The organism is Desulfomonile tiedjei (genome assembly GCA_016212925.1).
In the GTDB taxonomy this organism is placed as follows: Bacteria; Desulfobacterota; Desulfomonilia; order Desulfomonilales; family Desulfomonilaceae; genus JACRDF01.
Window position 1 is genome coordinate 164,005 of record JACRDF010000003.1, and the last position, 23,137, is coordinate 187,141.

At 54.4% G+C, this 23,137-nt stretch carries 17 protein-coding genes; 7 read left to right on the forward strand and 10 right to left on the reverse strand.

The window, feature by feature from the left end; translation table 11 throughout:
* Positions 1-66: 66 nt before the first annotated feature.
* Positions 67-429, forward strand: coding sequence for a hypothetical protein (locus HY913_01340; GenBank protein ID MBI4961898.1), 363 nt, complete (start codon positions 67-69; stop codon positions 427-429).
* 15 nt (positions 430-444) lie between these two features.
* Here HY913_01340 and HY913_01345 read toward each other — a convergent pair whose 3' ends face one another.
* The 4 genes from HY913_01345 to HY913_01360 form a co-directional block, all read right to left on the reverse strand.
* A complete protein-coding gene (locus tag HY913_01345; protein ID MBI4961899.1) occupies positions 445-909 on the reverse strand; it encodes a hypothetical protein in 465 nt (154 codons plus the stop codon).
* A 304-nt stretch (positions 910-1,213) separates the two neighbouring features.
* The gene (locus tag HY913_01350) at positions 1,214-2,215 is read right to left on the reverse strand and encodes a trypsin-like peptidase domain-containing protein (GenBank protein MBI4961900.1); all 1,002 of its coding nucleotides are present in this window, start codon (positions 2,213-2,215) and stop codon (positions 1,214-1,216) included.
* 69 nt (positions 2,216-2,284) lie between these two features.
* Complete coding sequence (locus HY913_01355; GenBank protein ID MBI4961901.1) at positions 2,285-5,518, reverse strand: AAA family ATPase; 3,234 nt, start codon at positions 5,516-5,518, stop codon at positions 2,285-2,287.
* Between the two features lie 25 nt (positions 5,519-5,543).
* Positions 5,544-6,827, reverse strand: coding sequence for a DNA repair exonuclease (locus HY913_01360; protein ID MBI4961902.1), 1,284 nt, complete (start codon positions 6,825-6,827; stop codon positions 5,544-5,546).
* A gap of 234 nt (positions 6,828-7,061) precedes the next feature.
* Between HY913_01360 and HY913_01365 the strand changes: the two genes are divergently transcribed.
* The gene (locus HY913_01365; GenBank protein MBI4961903.1) at positions 7,062-8,156 is read left to right on the forward strand and encodes a carotenoid 1,2-hydratase; all 1,095 of its coding nucleotides are present in this window, start codon (positions 7,062-7,064) and stop codon (positions 8,154-8,156) included.
* Between the two features lie 261 nt (positions 8,157-8,417).
* Here the strand turns inward: HY913_01365 and HY913_01370 are convergent, their stop codons facing one another.
* Positions 8,418-9,179: a dihydropteroate synthase gene (locus HY913_01370; GenBank protein ID MBI4961904.1), complete on the reverse strand. Its 762-nt coding sequence runs from the start codon at positions 9,177-9,179 to the stop codon at positions 8,418-8,420.
* Between the two features lie 1,471 nt (positions 9,180-10,650).
* Here HY913_01370 and HY913_01375 point away from each other — a divergent pair.
* The 5 genes from HY913_01375 (at position 10,651) to HY913_01395 (ending at position 15,729) form a co-directional block, all read left to right on the forward strand.
* Complete coding sequence (locus HY913_01375; protein MBI4961905.1) at positions 10,651-11,463, forward strand: hypothetical protein; 813 nt, start codon at positions 10,651-10,653, stop codon at positions 11,461-11,463.
* An 18-nt stretch (positions 11,464-11,481) separates the two neighbouring features.
* A complete protein-coding gene (locus HY913_01380; GenBank protein MBI4961906.1) occupies positions 11,482-11,937 on the forward strand; it encodes a hypothetical protein in 456 nt (151 codons plus the stop codon).
* Positions 11,938-12,322: 385 nt separating this feature from the next.
* Positions 12,323-13,060 carry an MBL fold metallo-hydrolase gene (locus HY913_01385; GenBank protein MBI4961907.1) on the forward strand — a complete coding sequence of 246 codons (738 nt, stop codon included), beginning with the start codon at positions 12,323-12,325 and terminating at the stop codon, positions 13,058-13,060.
* A gap of 43 nt (positions 13,061-13,103) precedes the next feature.
* Positions 13,104-13,574, forward strand: coding sequence for a (2Fe-2S)-binding protein (locus HY913_01390; protein MBI4961908.1), 471 nt, complete (start codon positions 13,104-13,106; stop codon positions 13,572-13,574).
* Between the two features lie 4 nt (positions 13,575-13,578).
* Positions 13,579-15,729 (forward strand): xanthine dehydrogenase family protein molybdopterin-binding subunit, encoded by a 2,151-nt coding sequence (locus HY913_01395; GenBank protein MBI4961909.1) that lies wholly within the window; start codon positions 13,579-13,581, stop codon positions 15,727-15,729.
* 958 nt (positions 15,730-16,687) lie between these two features.
* Here HY913_01395 and HY913_01400 read toward each other — a convergent pair.
* The 5 genes from HY913_01400 to rfbB all read right to left on the reverse strand — a co-directional run bounded on the left by HY913_01400 (position 16,688) and on the right by rfbB (position 23,137).
* Positions 16,688-17,539 carry a PstS family phosphate ABC transporter substrate-binding protein gene (locus tag HY913_01400; GenBank protein ID MBI4961910.1) on the reverse strand — a complete coding sequence of 284 codons (852 nt, stop codon included), beginning with the start codon at positions 17,537-17,539 and terminating at the stop codon, positions 16,688-16,690.
* 86 nt (positions 17,540-17,625) lie between these two features.
* Entirely contained in the window at positions 17,626-18,477 is an 852-nt protein-coding gene (locus tag HY913_01405; GenBank protein MBI4961911.1) for a PstS family phosphate ABC transporter substrate-binding protein, read from the reverse strand.
* 1,139 nt (positions 18,478-19,616) lie between these two features.
* Positions 19,617-20,564 carry an ankyrin repeat domain-containing protein gene (locus HY913_01410; protein MBI4961912.1) on the reverse strand — a complete coding sequence of 316 codons (948 nt, stop codon included), beginning with the start codon at positions 20,562-20,564 and terminating at the stop codon, positions 19,617-19,619.
* A 254-nt stretch (positions 20,565-20,818) separates the two neighbouring features.
* Positions 20,819-21,892 (reverse strand): flavodoxin-dependent (E)-4-hydroxy-3-methylbut-2-enyl-diphosphate synthase, encoded by a 1,074-nt coding sequence (ispG, locus tag HY913_01415; GenBank protein ID MBI4961913.1) that lies wholly within the window; start codon positions 21,890-21,892, stop codon positions 20,819-20,821.
* A gap of 231 nt (positions 21,893-22,123) precedes the next feature.
* Positions 22,124-23,137 (reverse strand): dTDP-glucose 4,6-dehydratase, encoded by a 1,014-nt coding sequence (gene rfbB, locus HY913_01420; protein MBI4961914.1) that lies wholly within the window; start codon positions 23,135-23,137, stop codon positions 22,124-22,126.

Sequence of the window (23,137 nt, forward strand, 5' to 3'; positions counted from 1 at the left end):
TTGCCATGGTGCCGCGATACTCGACGCGAGTTACTTCAAAGAGAGGGTGCCCCGAAGGAGAGAGCCATGATCGGGCAAAGAATTCAATTTGATTCCCTGGCGGAAGCCGAGGCGGCCATAGACGGCCTGGGCGCCGGAAACAGCAAAATGATGGCCACAAGGGCGATCCATATAAACGTGGTTGTGAGAAAGGTCCCCGGTCCCGATGCCCGCTTCTTGAAAAGCGTATACAACGACATCGGAGCGGAAGCGGCTATCAGTCATCAAGCATACTTCGAAGAAAATGAGGCTATCACGGACATGATTGTCATGGGGACGGTTTACCAGCACCGTGAAGTGCGGCGGATTCTGACAGGTAACTCTCGGATTGAACCGCTGATCGATGTGATTTCCAAAGTAGTCGACAACACCCTAGAAACAGGTCCCTGAGCGCAACAAGCCGTATCAGTTGCCACCCTTGGCGGACCGGGTCTTCGCCTCACCGCCCTTTTTGAGCACCAAGCTGTTGTCTCGCACCTCAATGATTCGGTCCGAGTCCACCGCCGGCTCCATCGGCGACAATTTGACCCCATGCTGCGTTCCATACTGCTCCAGAACGCGGTCTTTGCCCAGAATCTCACGCATCTCCAGGCCGATCTCTATCAACATGCCGTCCGAGTTGAAGCGGTACGTGGCGTACCGGAACAAGTCGTCGTTACGAATTATTTCTCCGATTTCCGTTCCCAGATCGTCGTAAGAGAAGTGCCCAGAGCCTTTCTGAAGAATGTCCAAGACCTGGGCCTTTTTCATGCCGAGTTTGACATCCTTGAATCCATCCGGAATTGTAGCCCAGGCAGCGGTGCATAACGCGACAGCAATTAGAGAAGCGGGGACAAACCCCACCAAAAAGCGGATTAATCCGTTCTTCATTACATCCTCCTGTTTTCAGGTGTGATTCTATAATACTACTATATGCGTCATCTGAAAAGAGATTCTTGCAATCCGCGGTAAAACTTATAGCGATTGCCGGATTTTTTTGTCCGAGGTTCAGGAAGGCTATCCCGTCATTCCCAAATTGTCCGCCTTCCAGGCAGGCCGCCTCGCGTAAATCGGAATTTTTTTGCAAATAAGCAAAAATCATACACTGACCGGGCAACCCGGTCAGTGCGGATTTTGCTTCTGCCTGGTCCTCACTGTTTGAAAAGGAAATGGAACGGATTCCGAGTCCGCGGTATCAAATACCCCTGCCGCGCGACGCGCCTCGGGGGAATTCTCGATCAAAAAGTTCGTCGGGCGTTGGCGCCGGCCTCTGCTGCGGGGCCTTACCGGGAATGGCATTCTTGCGTTCCGTATATGTGGGCTGTTTGGTCATGGCCACATCAGCCACCTTCCTGATGATGTCGATAGGAATTGCGAAACCTATTCCCATATTCCCGCCGCTGCGAGAAAGAATCGCAGTGTTCATGCCGACAACTTCACCGTCGATGTTTACCAACGGTCCGCCCGAATTGCCGGGATTGATGGCCGCGTCGGTCTGGATGAAATCCTCATAGTCGAGAATCCCCATATCTGAACGGCCCTTGGCACTGACTATCCCGGCGGTGACGGTTTTCATCAATCCAAATGGGTTGCCAATGGCCAGCACCCAGTCACCCACGTCCAAGGTCCGCGTAGTGCCTAACTTTGCATATGGAAACGTCCCGCCGTCGATCTTCAAGACGGCCACGTCGGTCTTTGGATCGGCTGCGATTACGCGCGCTTTGTATTGCTTCTTAGCTTCGAGGGTCACAATGATTTCATCCGCGCCCCTTATCACATGTCTGCTGGTGAGTACGTACCCTCGGGGGTCGAAGATGAATCCAGATCCAATGCCCTGCTGCTTCTGACGCTCCATAGGGCCGGGCGCGCCGAAAAACTTTCGCAAAAAATCATCACCGAAGAATTCACGAAACGGATGGTTTTCGACGAAGGGTTCCAGTTGAGACATGTTGTTCCGAGAAGCGACCACTCTCACAGCCGATACATTGACCACAGCGGGTTTGACTTCTCTGGCGACGGAGCGGAATGCTTCCTGCAAATCCTTGGCTCCCCGCACCGCCGCGGGCTGGGCTAACGACTGCGATTGTTCCGAGATAGGCAAAAAGACTACCAACATTGCAACGAAGGCCAATTTGACCAGGTTTAGTCTCGCCCAGCCGAGACCGTTAGTTGAAAAGACGGCTTCCATCAACGCCATGATGCTCCTTTCGTCCTGTAAGGAAACGATGAACAGACAAAGGGATACTTCATCGTTCAGGTACTATATTTAGTCATTTTCACAAGACCTGGCCAGTCCCAGCTCACGAACCGCAATTTGCGGCGGGAATAGACCGGCCACATGGGGATGGCAAGTAAAGAACAGCAACTGCATCCCCGTTTCTGCGGAGAATTGAGCCAGGACTTGCGCAGTGCGGCTTGCCCGCTCGGGATCGAAATTCACCAGGATGTCATCCATCAGGATCGGCACTGCAAATCCGCCATTGCTGTGTGTTTCCAAATGGGCCAGTCTCAAAGACAAATAGACCTGTTCCAAAGTTCCACGACTCAACAAGTTTTCGTCAATGCGGCTCCCGTCGGCACGTTCCACCTGTATCACGCTGTCTTCATTCAGAGGCACCAATACTCTGCTCAGCGCGCCTCCCGTGATGGCCCTCAGCAATTCGGAAGTCTTCTCCAGGACCCGCGGCTGCCTTTCCGACTCATAAAACTTGAGGGTCTCGCTCAGCATGGAGAAGGCTATCTTAAGGTCGGTCCATTCCGTTGCCGCTGCATTCAAGCGCGCCACCCATTCTTCTTTTTTCGCCAACAACAGTTCGGACTCTTCTTCAGCCTCCAATGTTTCAATCTCCTTTTCCAGTCTTCCCTTGCGGCCGGCCAATTCCTGGGACGCTTGCCCTAATTCATTGAGTTCCGCGTGTAGTTGCGCCACCAGGATTCGATCGCCATCCCAGTCCCGAGTATCCAGCAGGCTTCGCATTTCGGCTTCTGCGTGGGATTTCAGGCCCGACAACAGGTTGTTGGTGAGCACACGTTGTTCTTGAGCCATCACCCTGTATTGGTCATGAAGTTCGGCTCGTTCACGAAACGCTTCCTCATCCGTAACGCTCGCGGCCTCCATGAGCGCTGCCACCCGGTCTTGGGATTCTTCCGCCTTCTTGCTTAAGACACCTAAACGGACTTCGTGCTCGCGTCTTTTTTCCGAAAGGGTCTGTTTTTCTGCAAGGATTTCTCTGGATTCCTTCTCGGCTCCGGCCCATGTTTCCACCTGGTCCATCGGTGAAACGTCGCTCGGCATGGGGCGGTTTAATTGAGACGCCAACAACTCGACCTGGCGGGCGAAGTTGTTCCATTCTTCTGTCATTTCAACCAGAATTGCTTGTTCTTGAGCTATCCTTTGTAAGTTGTTTTTTATGTCTCTAAGTCGTTGAATCAATTCTATTGCGGTTTCAGGTTCCAACGCCGGGTCGAATCCCTTACCGGAGAGGTCGTTGGTCCACCGGGCTTTCAAAGTCGCCATTGCTTGCTCCGCGGAGCGCAGAGATTCTTCGATGTCTTTTCTTCTGCTCTCTTCGATCTCAGCGTCCGCCAGGTTTAGCCGAATAGCGTCGTCGAGCGCTCGCCTCCGCCTGAACGGCTCCTCCGCGGCGGCAGACCGCTTTTCAGCCATCAGGATTTCCGCGAGGCCCGCGTCCGGGTCACCCAAAACCTGGCCTGCGATGTCCGCTGCTTCGCTTTTGAGGCTCTCTATTTCTTGAATAATGACGCGGCGCTGTTTTTCGATCCCGGCAATGTCACTCGTGTTTTGGGCCAACTTCTTGGCCAAAGTATCCTTCTCCCTTACGAGGACTGAGCGGCGGCGACGGTCTCCATGCACTTTCCATTTTATGATTACCGGAACTGCGGCCGTCAGGATCACTCCGAGTGGGATCAAAACGCTTGAAGCCTCCAACACGTGTCTTGAAGCAAGCAGCAACCCTATGCCCGAGCAAATCAATAAAGCGACCAACGCCCAGAACGGGAACGCGGGAACGATGGTGCCGGGTTGGGAATTCAACTCTTCCAGTCTTTCGTTCAGTTCCTCATTGTGGGCGATGGCTCTTTTCACGCTTTGAGATTTCTCCCCGAGTCTTTCCCGCAGGTCGGCAACGCGGGCGGAGATTTCTTTCCATTGGTGAAGCCTGCGCTGAGACTCCCGGGGAAGGTGGCCCCGGCAATTTGGCTCAAGCGCTTTAAGGTCTCTTTGCATTTGGTGCAGCTTTTCAGCCTCGCGACGGCGCCTTTCCAGAGCTTCAGCCATACGTGATTTCAGGCCAAGAATATTCTCCGAGCATTGGCGCCAGGAAGTCATGAAAGAACGAATAGACTGTTCCAATACAATTGATGTTTCGGTCGAGGAGGCGTTTTCTCGGGTCCATCCGACTCCGAGGTCAAGAATAGCCCTGTCCACCGCATCATTGGATCGCTTACACGCGGCCTGGGCCTTCTCTAATTCCCTCGGTAACCCGCCTAATCGCTGCGCTTCCCGTCCCAGAAAACGGATGGCGCTTTGATGCTCCGTCAAGATTGTATCCGGGTTCAGCGACTCATATCGGCCCTGAATGTGATCCAGGGTCTTCTGCTCTTCCAGTATCCCTTCTCGGGCCTCCCTCAGCCTTTCCAAGGCCTGTTCCAGCCTGAGGACCCCGTCCGCCGGAAAATTGCGCACCCCTTCCAGCCGCGCAATCTCATGGTCCAAGGAAAGCAGCTTTTTCCATTCCTCTTCGAAGCGGAGGTTTTCCTCCAATCCGTGCAGCAATGATTGCTTGGATTGAATCTGGGCCTTGCAGTGGACGAGTCCTTTGTTCACGGTATCGAGTTCTATTTTGAGCGCGTCATACCTCTTTGGCTTTTCGCCGAGTACTTTCAGGCGCTTGTCGATTTCCTTGATCCGTGATTGTATCCCTTCGAGCGAGCCCTCATCCCGACTGGATCGCCTTCCCAGCTCCTTGAGGCGCTCATCGACCTTTTTCATGACATCCAGAGGATTTATTTGAAACGATCCCAGGGCCGTGGCTACTATTTTTCCCCTGAGAGCGTCCTGGTCCAATTGCCTCATGCTGTCCAGGTCAAACGCGAAGAAGCTTTGGAACAGACGCCGTTCGGCTCCGTCGCGCAACACCGGCATTGACGCGACATCGACACGATTACCCTGCTCGTCAACAATTCCAAGTAGCCCTTCTCTTAAGCCGGATTTCTCTGTACGTTCCACGCGCAATCTGCCGTGGAGCGGGGTTCGAATGGTAACCCATCCACTTCGAGCGTTACCGGAACGCGACTCGTAGATGTTGTTCCTGGGGCTTTTCTTCCTGAAGCCGAAAAAGACGGAACGCACGAATTCCAGTATGGTGGTCTTTCCTGCTTCGTTGGGCCCTATCAAGACCGTGAGTTCCGGCCCGAGTCCTTTGACGCAACCGTTGCTAAAGGCCCCGAAGGAGTTGATAGAGATTTCTTCAATCCACATGGACGAGCGTCCTTTGGCGCTACCGCTATGAGATCTTGGATCGAATGAACATTTGAGCCACCTGCCGAGCCACACGATTCATGGTTCCGGCGAGAGTCTCGGGATCTGTCGCCAGGCGCGACGGATCAATCTGCTCTCCAACGTACCGGGAGGGGACTTTTCGTGAAAGGTCTGCGCAAATTTCTCCGGCCATTTTTTCAATCGCTGCCGCATCTGACTGAACTTTGCGGCACATTCGAATAAATTCCCCGAGAAACCCTTCCTCATTGTGCAGCGCCTCAATATCAAAAGAATCTGTAGTCCAGTCGCAAACTCCGTCGAGTACAACAGGAACCGGCAGATCAGCCAGTCTTTCCGCGAGCAATTCCTGCGCTTCTCGTGTGATCAGTTCCGAGACGCTTGTCGACGGGCTCCCCTGAAGACCTATCCTCAGCACCGCGGCCTCTAAACCCGGGTCGGTTCCCGTGGCCTGCGAGCACGCCTCTTCCGCGATGCCCAGAAAATCGTCAGCTCCGGTAACGTCGGAAACATCTATCTCGACCGTGTCCCATAGGACAGACCCAAGGGGAACGAACTCGGCTTGAGGCGCAGCGCGGCCCTTCACTGCGACAAGGTAGCCTCCCTTGCGGCCGGATTCGTTGATGTTTGATCCTTGGGCCGCGCCGGAATAGAGGATCAGGGGATCATCGCGGAGAATCCCTCCTGCATGGATGTGTCCGAGGCACCAAGCGTCCATACCGGAAACCACCAAGTCATCTACGGAACACGGCGCATAGTTTTTGTGCCCGCCAACACCGCCCACATTGGCATGTATAACCCCGATCGCTATTTCAATGCCGGGGTCTCTCCGGAAGGTGCGCACCAGATTGTCGCTGACTTCAGGCTTGGCGAAACTGGCCCCGAAGATCACCGCGCCCTGCGTGAACTCCGCGCGACCGATGCTTTTGCCCTGGACTTTCTCCTGAAAGATGTGGAGCCCCGCCAATGCGGTAAGTGTTTCGGGGAAGCCGGCCAGTGGGTCGTGATTGCCGAGAGCCATAAAAACGGGAATCCCGGCCGAATGGAGGCGCTCTATTCCATCTTTGAATGCGACCCGAGCGCGTATCGTAGGATACCATACGTCGAAAGTGTCCCCGCCCAATGTGACGAAATCAACTTCTCGATCTATCGCGGCCGCGACAAGTCTCTCCCAAGCCCGGTAACCCGCTGACACGAATAAACTCGCGAGTTCGGGGTCGGATTTCCGCAAACCTGAAAAGGGCCGCCCCAGATGAACATCCGCGGCATGTATGAATGTTAATTCTCCCATAAGCCGAAACGCCTCAACTCAAGACCAACGCTCCAATACCGAATAAAGACCGGTTGGTCTATATCAGGTTGTGCGGCCTGAGGGAACTGTTTGTCAGAAAACGGGTAACCATTCGGTTGCGGGTGGAGCAAAAAGGTCTGTCGCGGACTCCCGGCACGCGGTCACAGTTGGGCTTTCCGGGCAATCACTGATATATGTGGAGACAACGCGGTCACATTAAACAGAGGGACAAATTTGAAACAGATTCTTGCGGTCCTGTCATTGGTGATTTCACTGACTGCCCCGGTGATTTTGGCAGCCGAATCGTCGTTCAAGGACGCTGCCCCAGGGAGGGCCTTCGCGTTCCCGAAGGATCACGGTAAGCATCCGGAATTTCAAACCGAATGGTGGTACTTCACCGGCAACTTACGATCGGATAAGCAAGAATACGGATTTCAGTTGACCTTTTTCAGGCGCAGCTTAGTAAAGGAATCTGTCCGAAAGGGTTCTTCATGGTCTGTTCGCGATGTGTACCCTGCCCATTTCGCGCTCACTGATGTCAAGAATCGTCGTTTCTTTCAAACTGATCTCATCTCACGAGAAGGGCCGGGCCTGGCAGGCGCGTCAACGGAAGATTTGCATGTCCACGTCCGAAATTGGGAAGCCCGAAGGGACGGCGGGAAAATTCGCATCACGGCAAAGGAACGAGAATACGCACTCGATCTGGAACTTGTGCCGGAGAAACCCGTCACCTTGCATGGGAACGCGGGATACAGCCCCAAGGGAGGAGCCGAAAATCAGGCCTCGTACTATTATTCGCTGACCAGGCTCGAGGCCCGAGGCCATTTGATATTCCAAGGGATCAAGCACCATGTAACCGGATTGGCCTGGATGGACCATGAGTTCGGGTCCTCCATATTGCTCAAAGACCAGGTGGGATGGGACTGGTTCAGCCTCCAACTGGACGACGGAACGGACCTAATGGTCTTTCGCCTGCGGAGAAAAGACGGGACATTTGACCCGCCTTTCGGCTCATTCGTCAGAGCGGACCGCGGATCCTCCGACTTGGCTGACCGTGGCATCAGCATTGAAGCCAAATCCACGTGGACCAGTCCGCGTACCGGAGCGTCTTACCCCTCCGGATGGACAATCGAAGTTCCGTCGGAAAGGCTTAATCTTGACGTTTCCCCGCTCGTCGAAGATCAGGAGCTTGTAACGGGCCGGTCAACAGGAATAGCCTATTGGGAAGGGGCCGTGGAAGTACACGGGTCGAGGGATGGGAAACGGATTCGCGGCAAAGGGTACGTTGAACTTACAGGCTACGCGCACTCCATGGCCGGACGCCTTTAAGGGGAAGATTGTGGGGAGGCCGAACAAAAAGGGCCTCCCCACACCCCTCCCCAAAAACTCCCGTATCCTGTTTGCTGGGCGGCTCCCGCCGACGGCGGGAGCCGCCCAGCAAACCAGAAACAACGTTTTTTCAAGGATGCGTCGGGGGTCTGGAGTCCGATCGGATTACAGAGAAGAAATTGCCCCCCGTATCGCTCGAAAGGGCATTCATCTTATTCTTTGCGAGTTGATGGGGCTCGTTCTCATCCTCAATTCCATGTTTCAAAGCATCCTCCCTAGGGCTTCGAAAGCTTCAGAAAAATGCGGCTGCAAAACGTCCGCGAGCATCAAGTGGAGTCCCGCACCGGCCAACAAGGCCATACAGGTCTTTTCCAGAGCGAAAGGATAACGGTTCCTGTTCCCGCTGCGTAGATTCGAAAGGCCGACCATGGTGGGCGCCGGGTCCTGAAAGACCGCCCCACTCGACAGCAATCGAATAGCCTTCACGTCTTCGGATATTCTCGGAAATGCGTCTTCCCAACTCAGATTTGGGAGGATGGGGTCGAAAATCAGGTCGTCCAATCCGAGCCCGGCGGCAAGGGCTTTCTCCGCGAGTTCCACGGCCAGCGCGATCTTTTCCTCTAGCCCTGGAGGAGTGAAGGAGCGCTCGTCCATCAACAGCACGACCAGTTCTGCCCCGTTTTCCGCGGCCAGAGGTAGGATTTCTCCCAATTTTCGCTCCTCCAGAGATATCCCGGTGACTATCGGTTTTTCCTTGCACGCGGCAAGGCCCCTTTGAATAACCCTTGGATTTGGACTGTCCAGGATAAGGCGGGCAGAGGTCACCTCTTGAACCGCTTCCACAAGAAAAACCATCCTATCCTCATTCCGACGCGACAGATAACCCGGATTAATGTCTATCAGCTTGGCTCCGCCTAGCTCACATCGGCGGACCAATTCTTGAATGGGTTTGGGGTCGAGCCTGTTCATCGCGTCGGCTACAACAGGATTTAGACCATGAAGATTGTCTGCTGCCAGGAGCACGAGGAGTCCTTCCTTGAATGCAGATTACGGCCGCTTGTTTGCCATCCGCATCGACTCGATTCAGCGATTTCCGAATTGTGACAGATCGGGCCTGACGATGAAACGAAAAAACGCCTTGTCGCATGTTCATGCGCTTAGACGTGGAACCTCATTCAGGAAACTCCCCCTGCTGCTTCAGCGGTGAGACATCGCCTGCCTTGTTGGGTTGAGCGCCTCCAGACAGGTGAACGGTTACTCAAAGGCCTAACTCCCCAGTTACCGGCAGCAAGAGATTTTCATTGCGAGCGAGGCTACACAATCTCCGGTGGGACGGGCGTTCCGTCCATCGTCATTCCCGCGCAGGCGGGAATCCAGACTGGACCCCGGATCGGAGTCTGGGGTGACGACTGACCGGCAATCCCGCGTTTCGCGCGGGACGGTCCTACTGTCAATATTGCTTTCCAGCGTTCCACGGGATTTTCACTCCTCGCAGTTGCAGGACCCGAAGATGCCCACCTAACTGAGGAGTTGCCTCCGAGCCTGAAAATACTATTGACAGAGTGTCGGTAGCTAATGTAGGGAGGAAGATCGTGGAGGTGAGGGAAATGGAGATACTTTTCATAGTATCAGTAACTGCTGCGCTGCTATGGCTCGCTTTTGGCAATAAGAAGGATTGGACAGGGATGTAGATTTCGGATCCAAGATTTTGGGACAACCTGACCGGGAGGGCCTCGTTTGAACAGATTGTGAGGCCCTTCCGGTTGTTTTTTTGAATGGGCCCGCGGACGCGCAGGCCCCGGCCCGCAACCTACTGATTACCAGGGCGCGCTCAAAGAGCGATACCTGATCACGCCGGACTTGGCGAGGCCTCCCGGGGAAGCCGGGTCGTGCCGTTCGTAGCGAAGGCGCTCGGCCAGGTCCGGGAAGTATCCGGCTTCTCAGTGTCGCTGATATGAAAGCGCTTTAGTATCAGACCGTTCTGCACGACGTGTAAGCCCGGTTCGCCATTCCCGGACCGTGTCATGGGCAAAACCGCTTCAGAGGGGACATCCAAGGCAAGGTGGCTTCAAGAGTGGGCTTTTCGCGTCGTGATCCAACCGACTGGTCATATCCCGGCCCCGGCGGCTCGGCAGAGGTTATATCACCAAAGATATAGTTATATTAATACGATAATTATAGTTAATAATAATATGGATGATGTATTCATTGATGCTCGGCCATAAGAGCCAAATTTCCACTACCGACAACGGCACATTTGTATGTATGCTAAATTGTCTCGTCAAAATAAACAGTTAAAGTGTCATCGGCCAAGGAGTATCGAAATTTCATAAACTTATGGTTTAATAAAATAGTACAGATTATTGACATAATGGCTTATTTGTGATATAAATCACCTCGGCTGAAATAATCTCGGCCGGGCAACTCCCTGAACCCTTTCCTGAAGAATGGGTTGACAGTTGGCTCACCGTCCAATTCCCCAGGAGACTTGGCGATGAAAAAAACTCTGATCCTTTTCGGCATTCTGCTGATGGCCTTGGTGCCATGCGCGGCCATTGGGCAGGGTGTGCAACCCTTGTATCCCATGGCCCCGCCCCAGGTTGGTCCAGGCCCTGGAATGCCCGGGATGGCCCCTCCGGGACCCGGAATGCCCGGAATGACCGGCATGGCACCGTGGGCCCCTTTTCCGGGTGGCATAGGCCAGCCAAACCGGCAAGTATTCCCTGACGAAAGATGGGTCATTTCCCCTTGGGCCCGAGCCGGTTACCAGTGGAGGGAATTTCACGCGAATTTCCCTAACAATATCCAGACAATCAATTCCGCGCGTATTTTTGACAGCATGGACCTCGATCTGGTTGATAACAACTTCTGGGTTGGTTTTACCGGCGTGGAACTTCAGCCGATCCAGGACATCGTCCTATACGGACAAATCGGCGCCAACATCCCGACCAATGTAAGGATGAATATGTTTGCGTCGGGCAAAGGGACCGCTGCCGCCGTACCGTTTACCGTGATTGTTAATAACGATGGCCCGCTCCTAGCCGGACCGTTTTTTGCCGGTGAAAATCTGGACGCCAATCTCGTGCCCCCGTGGCAATGGACAGCCCAGAACTTCACGTGGTGGATCGCCGAAGCTGGAGCGGCATGGTGGGTGAACAGCTTGTACGCGTTGGAAGCAGGCTTCCGGACCGAGCATGTGGACTTTCATCTCAAGGACCCGAGAAACAATGCTCGACGTATCGATATCGAGCAGAACGATCCGATTCCTGTTTATCCTGGGACTGAGATCATCTGTACACGTATATGACCGGGAGGTGTCGGTCAGGTGACCGGCGACCCCTTGAGCAAAGTCTGGATCCCCTATTTCGGTATGCGTGGCAAAGGCAGATGCTGTGACATCCTCAACTACAAATGGCGCGTGGTAGGCAGTCCGTTCGGGTTCAACAAGTTCACTGACCCTATTCTGTTCCATTGCCAGAGCGCGACCCAGACGGAGATTCATGAATCCAGGTTCACGTTGGAAGCACAAGACGGCCGGTACATACAAGGTGATTTCGAGGCCCTATTCAACGTGAATCAGACCTTGGCCTTCAACGCGTGGGTGACAGGGAGTTGGATGAGGTTTACCGGCGAGGGAAAATCGGAGTTGAACGTCATCGGCTCCACGGTTATCAGCAACACTGGAACTCCTGCGCTTCAACCGGGCAATGAGATCATTAATCACGCAACATTGACCGATTCGTGGTACGGTGCCGGGTTGTCTGTTGACCTTCGCTTCTGAGTGAGCCACAATTTGTAGCCATTGCCAGGTGCCCCGGAGGCTTAAGCCTCCGGGCCCCTGGGGAACCCATTCCTTTCGACCTCTTCGCTGCCAGGCCGTTCAACAATTCTATGACTCTACAGCCTATTCCCGCACCAACATTGCCATCACCGAGGATTGTCTGATTTACGCTGTAAGTCCTCAAATAGTCCACTATCTGATTTGGAAGCCGTATAAGAAGCCTTCAAAGCCACCTATAGGGTCATTCCTAGGCCGCGGGATTTGTATAGACACACGGTTCTGCATTGCTGTAACCTTTTGTTTGAACCCATCGGCGAACCGAGGAAAACGCCCCGTTTGGCTTAGGAAGTCGTAGGTTCCAATATTCTTACCGCGGAGGTGTCCTATGGCTCTATCATTGGCTCTATTGGCCGCGCTGGTCTTGTGCCTCCCGTTCGGAGTGCTGGCTCAAGGTTCTCTTGAAACCGACACCATCAAGACATCACAGGGGGACCTGAAGATAACCTTCATTGGTCACGGCACGCTCATGTTCGGCTTTGGCGGCAAGGTTATCCACGTTGACCCGTGGGGAAAACTTGCCGACTACTCCAAGCTGCCCAAAGCAGACCTGATTCTCATCACCCACGAGCATCAGGACCATCTGGACCTGGACGCAATCAAAAAAATCAAGACGGACAAGACAGCGATAATCCTAACCAAGAATTGTGCGGGCAAAGCCAAGATCGGAGAGGTCATGGCCAACGGCGATGCGAAGACGGTGGGGGGCCTCAAGATTGAGGCGGTGCCGGCGTACAATCTTGTCCACATGCGAGAACCCGGCAAACCGTTTCATCCCAAAGGGGAGGGCAACGGATACGTGATCACCTTCGGGGACAAGAGGGTGTACGTGGCCGGGGATACGGAAAACACTCCGGAAATGAAGGGTCTCCAGCAGGTGGATATAGCCTTTCTGCCCATGAACTTGCCGTACACCATGACCCCTGAAATGGTGGCCGACGCGGCCAAAGCATTCAAACCGAAGGTCCTCTACCCTTATCATACGGGCGAAACGGACATTTCCAAGCTTACCGCGTTGATGAAAGGGGCTGAAGGGATCGAAGTACGTGTTCGGAAAATGAAATGAGGGTCCGCCACAGGTCCAAATCGTAAGCCCAAAGGGGGCTGAAATGATTGAAACGCTGGAGTTCAGGCTAAATGATAGGCAGACTCGGCTAACGATAGATACAGGGCGCCCGCTCCTGTGGGTACTGAGGTCTAATTTGGGCCTGACAGGAACGAAATACGGCTGCGGAATAGGCACGTGTGGAGCCTGCACCATTCTCTTGAATAAAGAAGCTGTTCGATCGTGCCAGGTCCCGGTGAACGACATCAAGGGCAAAGAGGTGCTGACGATAGAAGGCCTCGCCAAGAACGGCCGGCTTCATCCTCTTCAGAAAGCCTTCGTGGAACACGACGCCCTCCAATGCGGCTTTTGTACCCCCGGCATGATTCTCAATGCGTATAGCTTGATACTGAGGAAGCCGGCCCCGACAGAGGCCGACATCATCGGGAGCATGGATGACAACCTGTGCCGGTGCGGCGCACATCAGAGAATCATCCGAGCCATACAAACCGCGGCCAAGCAAATGAGGGAGTGAAGCCATGAAGCACGAGAAGCTGAGTGAAGATTATCCCGCGCCTGCCAGCTCACTCACCATTGATCGCCGCCAATTTCTCAAGGTTTTGGGCGGAGGGATCATCGTCTGTTTTACGCCGATCCTTCCGTTGCAAGCTCCGGAAGCGCTGTCCGCGGTAACACGCGGCTTGCCGGAGGACTTCAACGCGTTCTTGAGAATTAATGAAGATGGCAAAGTGTCCTGCTTCACCGGAAAAATCGAGATGGGACAGGGAATAATTACTTCCTTGGCCCAAATGCTCGCCGATGAGCTTGACGTGCCTTTGAACTCGGTGGACATGGTTATGGGTGACACGGACCGCTGCCCCTGGGACGCGGGGACCTATGGCTCGATGAGTACAAAGTATTTTGGTCCCCCTTTGCGAGCCGCGGCCGCGGAAGCCCGCGCGATCTTGATCCAGTTGGCTGCGGAGAGTCTCGGCGTTCCGCCGGATCGGCTGGAAACCAAGACAGGCGCCGTGTTGGACAAGCTAGCGCCCGCCAGGAAATTATCTTATGGGGAGTTGACCAAAGGCAGGCGAATTGAGAGGCGCCTGGGTGAAAAGCCCCGGCTAAAGGCGCTGGTGGATTTCACCGTTTCCGGCAAACCGGCGATACGAACCGACGCTCTGGATAAGGTTACCGGCAAGGCGAAGTTTGCCGGTGACATTTCTCTACCGGGAATGCTTCACGCCAGAATATTACGCGCCCCGGCCCATGGGGCCAAGTTGATGGCTGTGGATACCGCCGCGGCAACCAAAGTGGCGGGAGCCTTGATAGTTCAAGACGGGGACATGATTGCCGCGCTTCACGCTGCGCCTGACGAAGCGGAAAAGGCACTAAACCTGGTACAGGCGAAATTCGACCGACCGCACACGAACCTGAATGATTCGAACATCTTTGAACATCTCTTATCTGTGGCGCCTTCCGGAACCATTGTGGCCGAAACAGGCGATCTAGCGCACGGGAAAGGGCTGGCCTCCACGGTAGTTGAAGCTACCTATCGACAGGGCTACGTTGCTCACGCCCCGATCGAAACCCACACGGCTGTCGCCAGTATAGAGGGCGACAAAGTGACAGTCTGGGCGTCCACTCAACGGCCTTTCGCCGCACAGGAGGATGTAGCCCAGGCGATTGGTTTTCCTCTGCAAAATGTTCGTGTCATCACGCCATTAGTTGGCGGCGCTTTTGGCGGGAAGGAACGCAACAGGCACGCGGTGGAAGCCGCCCGGTTGGCCAAATTAACAGGCAAGCCGGTGCAAGTGGTCCGGAGCCGGGCCGAGGAGTTTTTCTACGACAGCTTTCAGCCAGCGGCCATTGTCAAGGTGGCCTCAGGCCTGGACGCATCCAACCGAATCGTTTTCTGGGATTACCACGTTTACTTTGCCGGTGGCGACAAGGCCCCGACGTTCTATGAGGTCCCACACAAACGAACCGCTGCTTACGGGGGTTGGCGTGAGACCCGGAGTTCACACCCGTTTGACACCGGGCCGTGGAGAGGACCAAACGGCAATACCAACACATTTGCCCGCGAGTCTCACATGGACGCGCTTGCGGCATCAGCGGGTGTGGACCCGCTTGCATTTCGGTTGACTCATTTGAATGACAAACGCATGCTTCGAGTATTGGAAACCGCGGCAGGAGCCTTCGGGTGGTCTCCTGCCGTGCCGCCGAGCGGCAAGGGCCAGGGCTTGGCTTGCGTAATTTACAAGGGAACATATGTAGCCGCAATGGCGCAAGTAGAGGTGGACAAAGGCAGCGGCCGTTGCGGGGTCAAGCGGGTTGTGCTTGCGCAGGACATGGGACAGGTCGTCAATCCTGAAGGGGCGAAGATGCAGATGGAAGGGTGTGCCATGATGGGGCTGGGTTACGCCTTGAGCGAGACAGTCCGTTTCCGAGATGGTGAAATTCTGGACCTTAGTTTTGACACGTATCACATACCCAGATTCTCATGGTTGCCTGAAATCGAGGCCATCCTGGTTGACAATCCGGATGTTCCACCGCAAGAGGGCGGCGAGCCTGCTATTACCTGCATGGGCGCTGTCGTTGCCAACGCAATCTTCGACGCGATCGGAGTGCGTTTTCACGAGCTTCCGATAACGGAGAAGCGCATTCAAGAAGCTCTGAAAGGGAGTTAGGGAACCGACGCGTCGGAATCAATTATAGCAAGTTTCAAGAATAATGTCCGATTGCGCAAAGCGGTTCCGGGAAAGTAGTAGGTGCCGGCCTCTGGAAACTGTCTCAAAACCCTGAAATGGACGGATTTCCGGGTAGGGGCGCTTCGAGAAGCGCCCTGATTTCTGGCGGTTCACGGACCGCGCCGTACCGACCGTGTGGTGAAATGATCAGGTTTGAGACAGTTTCTCCGTGCCGGCACATTTTGCCAATATAAATCAATTATACCTGTTCTCGAAATTAATCACGAATTTGCTAGCGGATGCCTCTGCCGGCTTCATCTTGACTCACCCCGTAATTTGCGGCGGCCAATAGGCCGCCCTACATTGGTAGTCCCAGGCTTGGTGTCATCTCCCGTAGGGCGGCCTATTGGCCGCCGTTGACCTAGGCGCCGCTGTGGCTTCATTCCGCGAAAACTTTTGAGAATCACTATAGTTTGGACCAGCAGGGACGCTGGTCCCTACTGGTTTTTTAGGAGCTCAGGTTGTACATACGGTCAAAAATTGTGGCAAGTGGTATACCATTCCTGCTGGCACGCATGGCGCGCAAAGCCAGGCCTGCGATCCGGCGGAACCGAGCGTGCCCGCCCAACGAGGGACGATCTCATTCGGGGAGAGCTTTGGGGAATGCCTGGAGTAGCCCATTCTGTCCAGCGATGCCTTCCGTGTTGGGTGCCACGGACCTGGACCTATCCAGGTCCGTGCTTCCTGCCGGTTTGTCGCCACAATAACCGAGAAGATTCCCATCTTTACCGTACCATCGGCTCGCTTTTCGATTTGGTGTTCGATGCGGGGGACAACCTTGCCGTTTTCCAAAAACGCCGGCACGGACCTGACGGAGCCCAGGTCCGTGGCGCCCGGGAGTCAATCCCTGGTAACTTGCGAGAACCGCCATAGCATGCAAATAGTTAGCACCGCGGCCCTAAAGTTTTTGCGCTCCCCAACCTTTCCCGACGATAAAGTCCACGAATGCTTTGACTTCGGGTTTGGCCTTTGTGTCGAGATAAAGGAAAAACGGCCGCTTGAGCGGGTAGCTACCGTCAGCAATGGCATCTCGAGACGGAAAAATCGCCGGTGAACCCGGGGTCTCTTTAAGTTTGAGGATCTTGAACTGGACCTGCTGTGATGCAGGGGACTCAAAAGCGTCTCGTATCCTCGTGAAGCCCACAGATCCTTTGGTCTCAGCAACTTTTCTTATCAAGGTTTCGAAACCGGAAACGATCTCCGCCTTTTTGGTGATAGGCGCCTTGCCCAAAAAGTCGTTTTCCAAAAAGTGAATTGTACCTTGATGGATTTCTCCCACGCTGAACACGGTAATCGGGGTGGCAGAGCCGTTGACCTGATCCCATCGGTTGAACTCTCCTTTTAGAATCTTCTGAACCTGCTCGATGGTAAGTTCGTTGATGGGGTTTTCCTGATCTACGATGATAGTCAGCCCGCCGTATCCGATGAGTCGCTCAACAAGCTCGATCCCGTGGTCGTTGGCTTCTCGTCTTTCCAGGTCCGTCGCCTTTCTGGCCGCCATGGCCACTTCGCCGGATTTGTCTATCAGCGCGGGCAAACCTATGGTTTTAGCCCCGCCGAGCACGACCACATTGACCTCCGGATGATCCTTCATATAAAGCTTGGCCAGTTGGTCCACTCTTCCTGCCACGCTATCGGAACCCCTGACTCGTATCAACGTTTTGTTATCCTGTGCCCATGAGTCAAGCGTGGAAGAGAGCGCCAGACCCAAGGCAAGCAACCCCAATCCTACAATCAGGCATCGTCTCATCTGAATGTTCCTCCTGTTTCGCGCCCCGTGCGCCAACACCGCCGCATTTTGCGCCGCCGACCGTACGTATTAGTGGCGCAGTGGTTCTAAAGTTTTTGCGAGCCCCAGCCTTTTCCGATGATGAAGTCCACGAACCCTTTGACTTCAGGTTTTGCATTTGCATCGAGATATAGGAAAAACGGCCGCTTAAGGGGGTAGCTGCCGTTAGCTACGGCTTCTCTGGTGAGAAGGATCGCCGGTGCATCCACATTCTGCTTAAGTTTGATGATCTTGAACTGGACCTGCTGTGAAACGGGAGATTCAAGAGCGTCTCGAATCCTTGTGAATCCTATGGATCCCTTGGTTTCGGCAACTCTTCTCATGACCGTGTCGAAGGTGGATACCACCTCAGCCTTTTTTGTGATAGACGCCTTGCCCAGAAGGTCGTTTTCCAGAAAGTGGACGGTTCCTTGATGCATTTCCCCCACGCTGAACACCGTAATCGGTTCAGGTAGCCCGCCGACTTGATCCCAACGATCGTAGTCTCCTTTCAGTATCTTCTGCACCTGCTCGATCGTAAGTTCGCCGACCGGGTTATCCTGATGCAGGACTATGGCAATTCCTCCATGTCCAATAAGCCGTTCAACAAGTTCAATCCCCTTGTCGCTGGCTTCTCGCCTTTCGGTGTCTGTCGCCTTTCTGGGGGCCATAGCCACCTCGCCGGACTTGTCCAGCAGCGAGGGCAGGCCTATGGTTTTAGCTCCGCCGAGCACGACCACATTGACATCCGGATGGTCTTTCATATAAACCCTGGCCAATTGATCCACCCTTCCTGCCACGCTGTCGGCTCCCCTGACCCTGATCATCGCTTTGCCATCTTGAGCGAGTGAATCGAGAGCACAAATAAGCACCACGCCCAGAGCCGCCAGAATCAATTCCACAACCGGGAATCGCCTCATTTCCAAGTTCCTCCTGTTTATATTTCACAACGCCATGTTTCGGCAGTTGGTCCAGTCTTGCATCCTATGGCCTTCGAATTTCATGCAGCCGCTTCCGGATCTAAATGAGTTTCTGACTATGCCGTCCACCGCCGAACCTATCGGTGGGCTTCAGGAGATGAACGGCTGCGGTAAAGCCCACCCGCTTTGCGTCGCCCCCAAATTAGGAATCGTTTATGCACCGTGTGTGCCAAAAGAGAAAACGGATCCCACCAGACTCTTTCAATCCTGATTTGGAGCAGTTGATTGTGTAGGGAGACTTCCCTGACTGCGATTCAGATCAGGGTCCATGTCAAGGGTCTTTACAGACTGTAAAGGCGCGGTTTGCTGCTCAAGAACCGCGCAAACAGGAATGTCTACCCTCCTGATGCAACAATCCTTGAGAAAATGATTTGACAGGGCCGCAGGGATTGGAGCCGAGGGTGGGAGAGAGAGCGGGGTGGCGTTCAGTTTCGATGTTCAAAAGTAATTTGCGATTGCCTACGGGAACCGGTAGGCCACCCGATTCGCTAAAATTAATTGGTTTCCCCCGCGAAGCGTGTCACCGCCGAAATTGCTCAGAATTCGGGAGCACTTTCAAATCGTGGCACGACTGATGGTGGCATGGGGTTCACCACCCTCACCCCAACCCTCTCCCCGCGGGAGAGGGACAGGGTGAGGGCCATTCGCGCTACGATTTCCGCTCAAATTTGAATTCTGAAACAGTTTCTGCTGGCTTGTCCAGCAGTGACACGATCAAACAGGCAATATTACCATGGGCCGGCAGAGAGAAAATGTCTCAAAACCCTGGAATGGACATATTTCCGGGTAGGGGCGCTTCGAGAAGCGCCCTGATTTAGGGCGGTTCACGAACCGCCCCTACCGCCCATGTGTCGAAATTGTCAGTTTTGAGACAGTTTCGAGACCCCGGCCCCTACCATGATATGGTAGCGTTCCCGCGGGACGCCCGCCATGCTTACTCGCATGAAAGAGCATTGGTGCCTGATTATTCGGCGGGCAAACAAAGAAATGCATGTTCTTCCCCTGACAGTGTTATTAGGTCCATGAGCGGCCCCGTAACACTTCCCCCAATTGCTCACTTTCATTTGTACCATCCCGGATCACTTTGCACCATGAGCCTTCAAGCACTGAACAATCTCATCAGAAGCACCGCTCAGAGCCGTTTCGCCACCCTCGTCCTTGATATTCAGGTCGGCCCCGTTATCGATGAGGAATTTCACCACTTCGAGATTTTCCAACAATGCAGCGATCATGAGTGCCGTTTCGCCGTGTTCGCCCTTGGCATTCACGTCGGCCCCGTTGGTGACGAGGAATTTCACGACTTCGAAGCTTTTCGCCTTGGCACCCGCATCCTCTTGGGTTTCGTGCTCGCCACGTCTGCCATGACACAGATTGAGTTGAGCTGTCCAATGCGCAGCGAGCAAAAGGGCCGTTTCGCCGCTTTTGGTCCTGGCATTCACGTCGAGACCCTTATCGACGAAGAGTTTTGCCACTTCTAGATTTCCAGAGTTGACAGCGTCCATGAGAACCGTTCGCCCTTTTTCGTCCTTGGCGTTCAAGTCGGCTCCCTTGTCAATGAGGAATTGCACGACTTCGGGATATCTCCACCAGATAGCGTCCATGAGGGCAGTTCGTCCTTTTTCGTCCTTGGCGTTAATGTCGCAGCCTTTATCAATGAGGAGTTTTATGATTTGGAGATTTTCCCAAGCGGGGTTTCCCCATTCGGCAGTTGCCATAAGGACTGTCTTGCCATAGTTGTTCTTGGCATTCACATCAGCTCCGTTATCGATGAGGAATTTCACGACTTCGAGGTTTTTCCCCCAAGCAGCGGCCATAAGGGCCGTTTTGCCGTTTGTGTGCTTGGCATTCACGTCCCCACCCTTTGCCAGCAAGGCCTTGACTTGCTCCAGAGAACCGTTCCAGGCTACCCGCAGGAGTTCTTTATTCACTGAGGGATCGGCCGCGATTCCGGATACAGGCAACAGAATGCAAGCCAAGATTGCGGCTGCCGTGAGCATCCTGGTCATCCGATTACGATTTGCTCTCATTGGTAATCCTCCTCGTCACAGGAATGCCGACGTGTCAGATCGCGTAGGGTGCTGGTGACCACGCCTGGGGCGTGGGAACCGCACCGGTCGCTGTTTGAGTCGCACAAGTTCTCACAGGGAATAATACCTCTAATCCCTCGAATGATGCGGTTCGCTTCACTCACCGCATCCTACGAAACCTGTGAGCGCGCCGCTGGAAGAGCCAGACCTTACCGGCCCCTCAATCATGCGTGGCAGATGGGCAAATGCTGCGGTCAAATCGAGCTATCGCCGGTCATTTTTCGAATCTCATCGAGGAATGCGGGGAGTAGATCTTGCTCGTCATATGTTCCGATGCTCTTTCCCTCCTTGAAGATTATCCCGCGACCTTTGCCCCCCGCGATGCCTATGTCCGCCTCACGGGCCTCGCCAGGGCCGTTGACCACGCAGCCCATCACCGCGACTTTCAACGGGGTCCGGATTCGATCCAAAGCCTTTTCCACTTTGCGGGCCAGCCCGATGAGGTCAATCTCGGTCCTGGAACACGTGGGACAGGACACAAGGTCAACACCTCGGTGCCGGAGCCCCAGCGATCTCAGGATAGCGAATGCCGCTCGGATTTCCTCTTCAGGCCGCGCGGTCAAAGACACACGAATGGTGTCGCCGATGCCTTCAGCCAATAAGAGACCGATTCCAAGAGCCGATTTCACCGCACCGGGCAGAAGAGTTCCCGCTTCCGTGATGCCCACGTGAAGGGGGTAATCAACGCGGTGTGCCAGAGTCCTGTAAGCCTCGACAGTTCGCATTACATCAGAGGCCTTGAGCGATATTTTTATCTGATGAAAGCTTTCTTTTTCCAGAAGGGCCACGTGGCCCAAAGCACTCTCGACCATGGCTGCCGGCGTTGCACCCGAATATTTCTGCAACAGCCTCTTTTCGAGTGAACCTGAATTTACGCCGATGCGAATGGGAACACCTCTCTCCGAGGCAGCCTTTGTCACTTCGCGAACCTTTTCAGAGGATCCGATGTTCCCCGGATTGAGCCTCAGGCCGTCAACCCCTTGCTTGATGGCTTCCAGTGCCAGCCGATGATCGAAGTGTATGTCAGCGACCAGAGGCAGCTTTATCCTTTTCTTGATGGAACCGAGAGCGAGAGCTGCCTGTTGGTCTGGAACCCCGACGCGAATGATTTCACATCCCACTCTTTCCAGCCGCCGGATCTGGCGAACAGTCGCGGCCACATCCCTCGTGTCCGTGCTGGTCATTGATTGAACGGAGACAGGGGCGCCGTCGCCTATCGGCACGTCACCGATATGTATTCTGCGTGTCTTTTGGCGCGGGATGTTCATGGGATTGTTGAAGCCGTTGCCAAGACATTTGGCCCAAGCATGGCCGGCTTACCGGCAAAGGATTTCGATGTTCGACTGCCTTGTTGTTGGTCGTCACAATGCGGCGGGCACGGCCCGCCCTACGATTGGCCGCAATCGTTCTCGTAGGGCGGGCCGTGCCCGCCAAGAGCGATGATTGTTCGTGGCACTGACGATCGAATTGCTGGTTTTTCGAGTGTCCGCGAACAGTCCTCAGCGGTTGCCGTACCAGGTTTCGTAATATGTCAGGTATTCGCCTGTTCGTATACGTCGCCACCAGGCTTCGTGTTCGATGTACCAACTGATGGTCTGGTTCATTCCGTCTTCAAAGGTGATGGACGGCTCCCAGTTCAGTTCTCGCTTCAGTTTGGACGCGTCCATGGCGTATCTGCGGTCATGGCCCGGCCTGTCCTTGACGAAACGGACCAGGGACTCCGGTTTGTCGAGCCTGGTACAAATGTACCGGACAATTTCGATGTTAGGGAATTCACTGTTTCCGCCAATGTTGTAAACCTCGCCCGCGCGGCCCTCGCGTAGGACCCGGTCCACCGCGCGGCAATGATCTACCACGTGAATCCAGTCCCGCACGTTCCTTCCGTCGCCATAAACCGGCAATTCCCGGTCCTGTACGGCATTTGTGATCATAAGCGGGATGAGCTTCTCCGGGAATTGGTAAGGCCCGTAATTATTGGAGCACCGAGTAATCACCGTGTCTATTCCATGAGTCTTGTGATACGCGCGGACCAAAAGATCTGCGGCAGCCTTGGATGCCGCGTACGGACTGTTTGGGGCCAGGTGATGTGTTTCAGTAAAGGGGCCGTCTGAGCTATCCAGCGATCCGTAGACCTCATCCGTGGAAATCTGCACGAAACGCCCCACCCCGTGTTCGCGACAAGCATCAAGCAAAACCTGGGTGCCGACCACGTTGGTGCTCACAAATCGGGCGCAGTCCAATATGGAGCGATCCACGTGCGATTCTGCGGCGAAATTGATTACCGCGTCCGGCTTCTCTGACGTTAAAGAGAGGACAAGATCACAATCGGTTATGTCCCCGCGAACTAATCGGTGTCGGTCACCGTAAACTTCCGCGTCTTGAAGGTTCTCCAGGTTTCCCGCATACGTCAGCAGATCCAGGTTGACTATTCGCACGTCCGGATACGACTCGAGCATGTAAAGAATGAAATTCGAACCTATGAATCCACAGCCACCTGTGACCAAAAGCTCCAT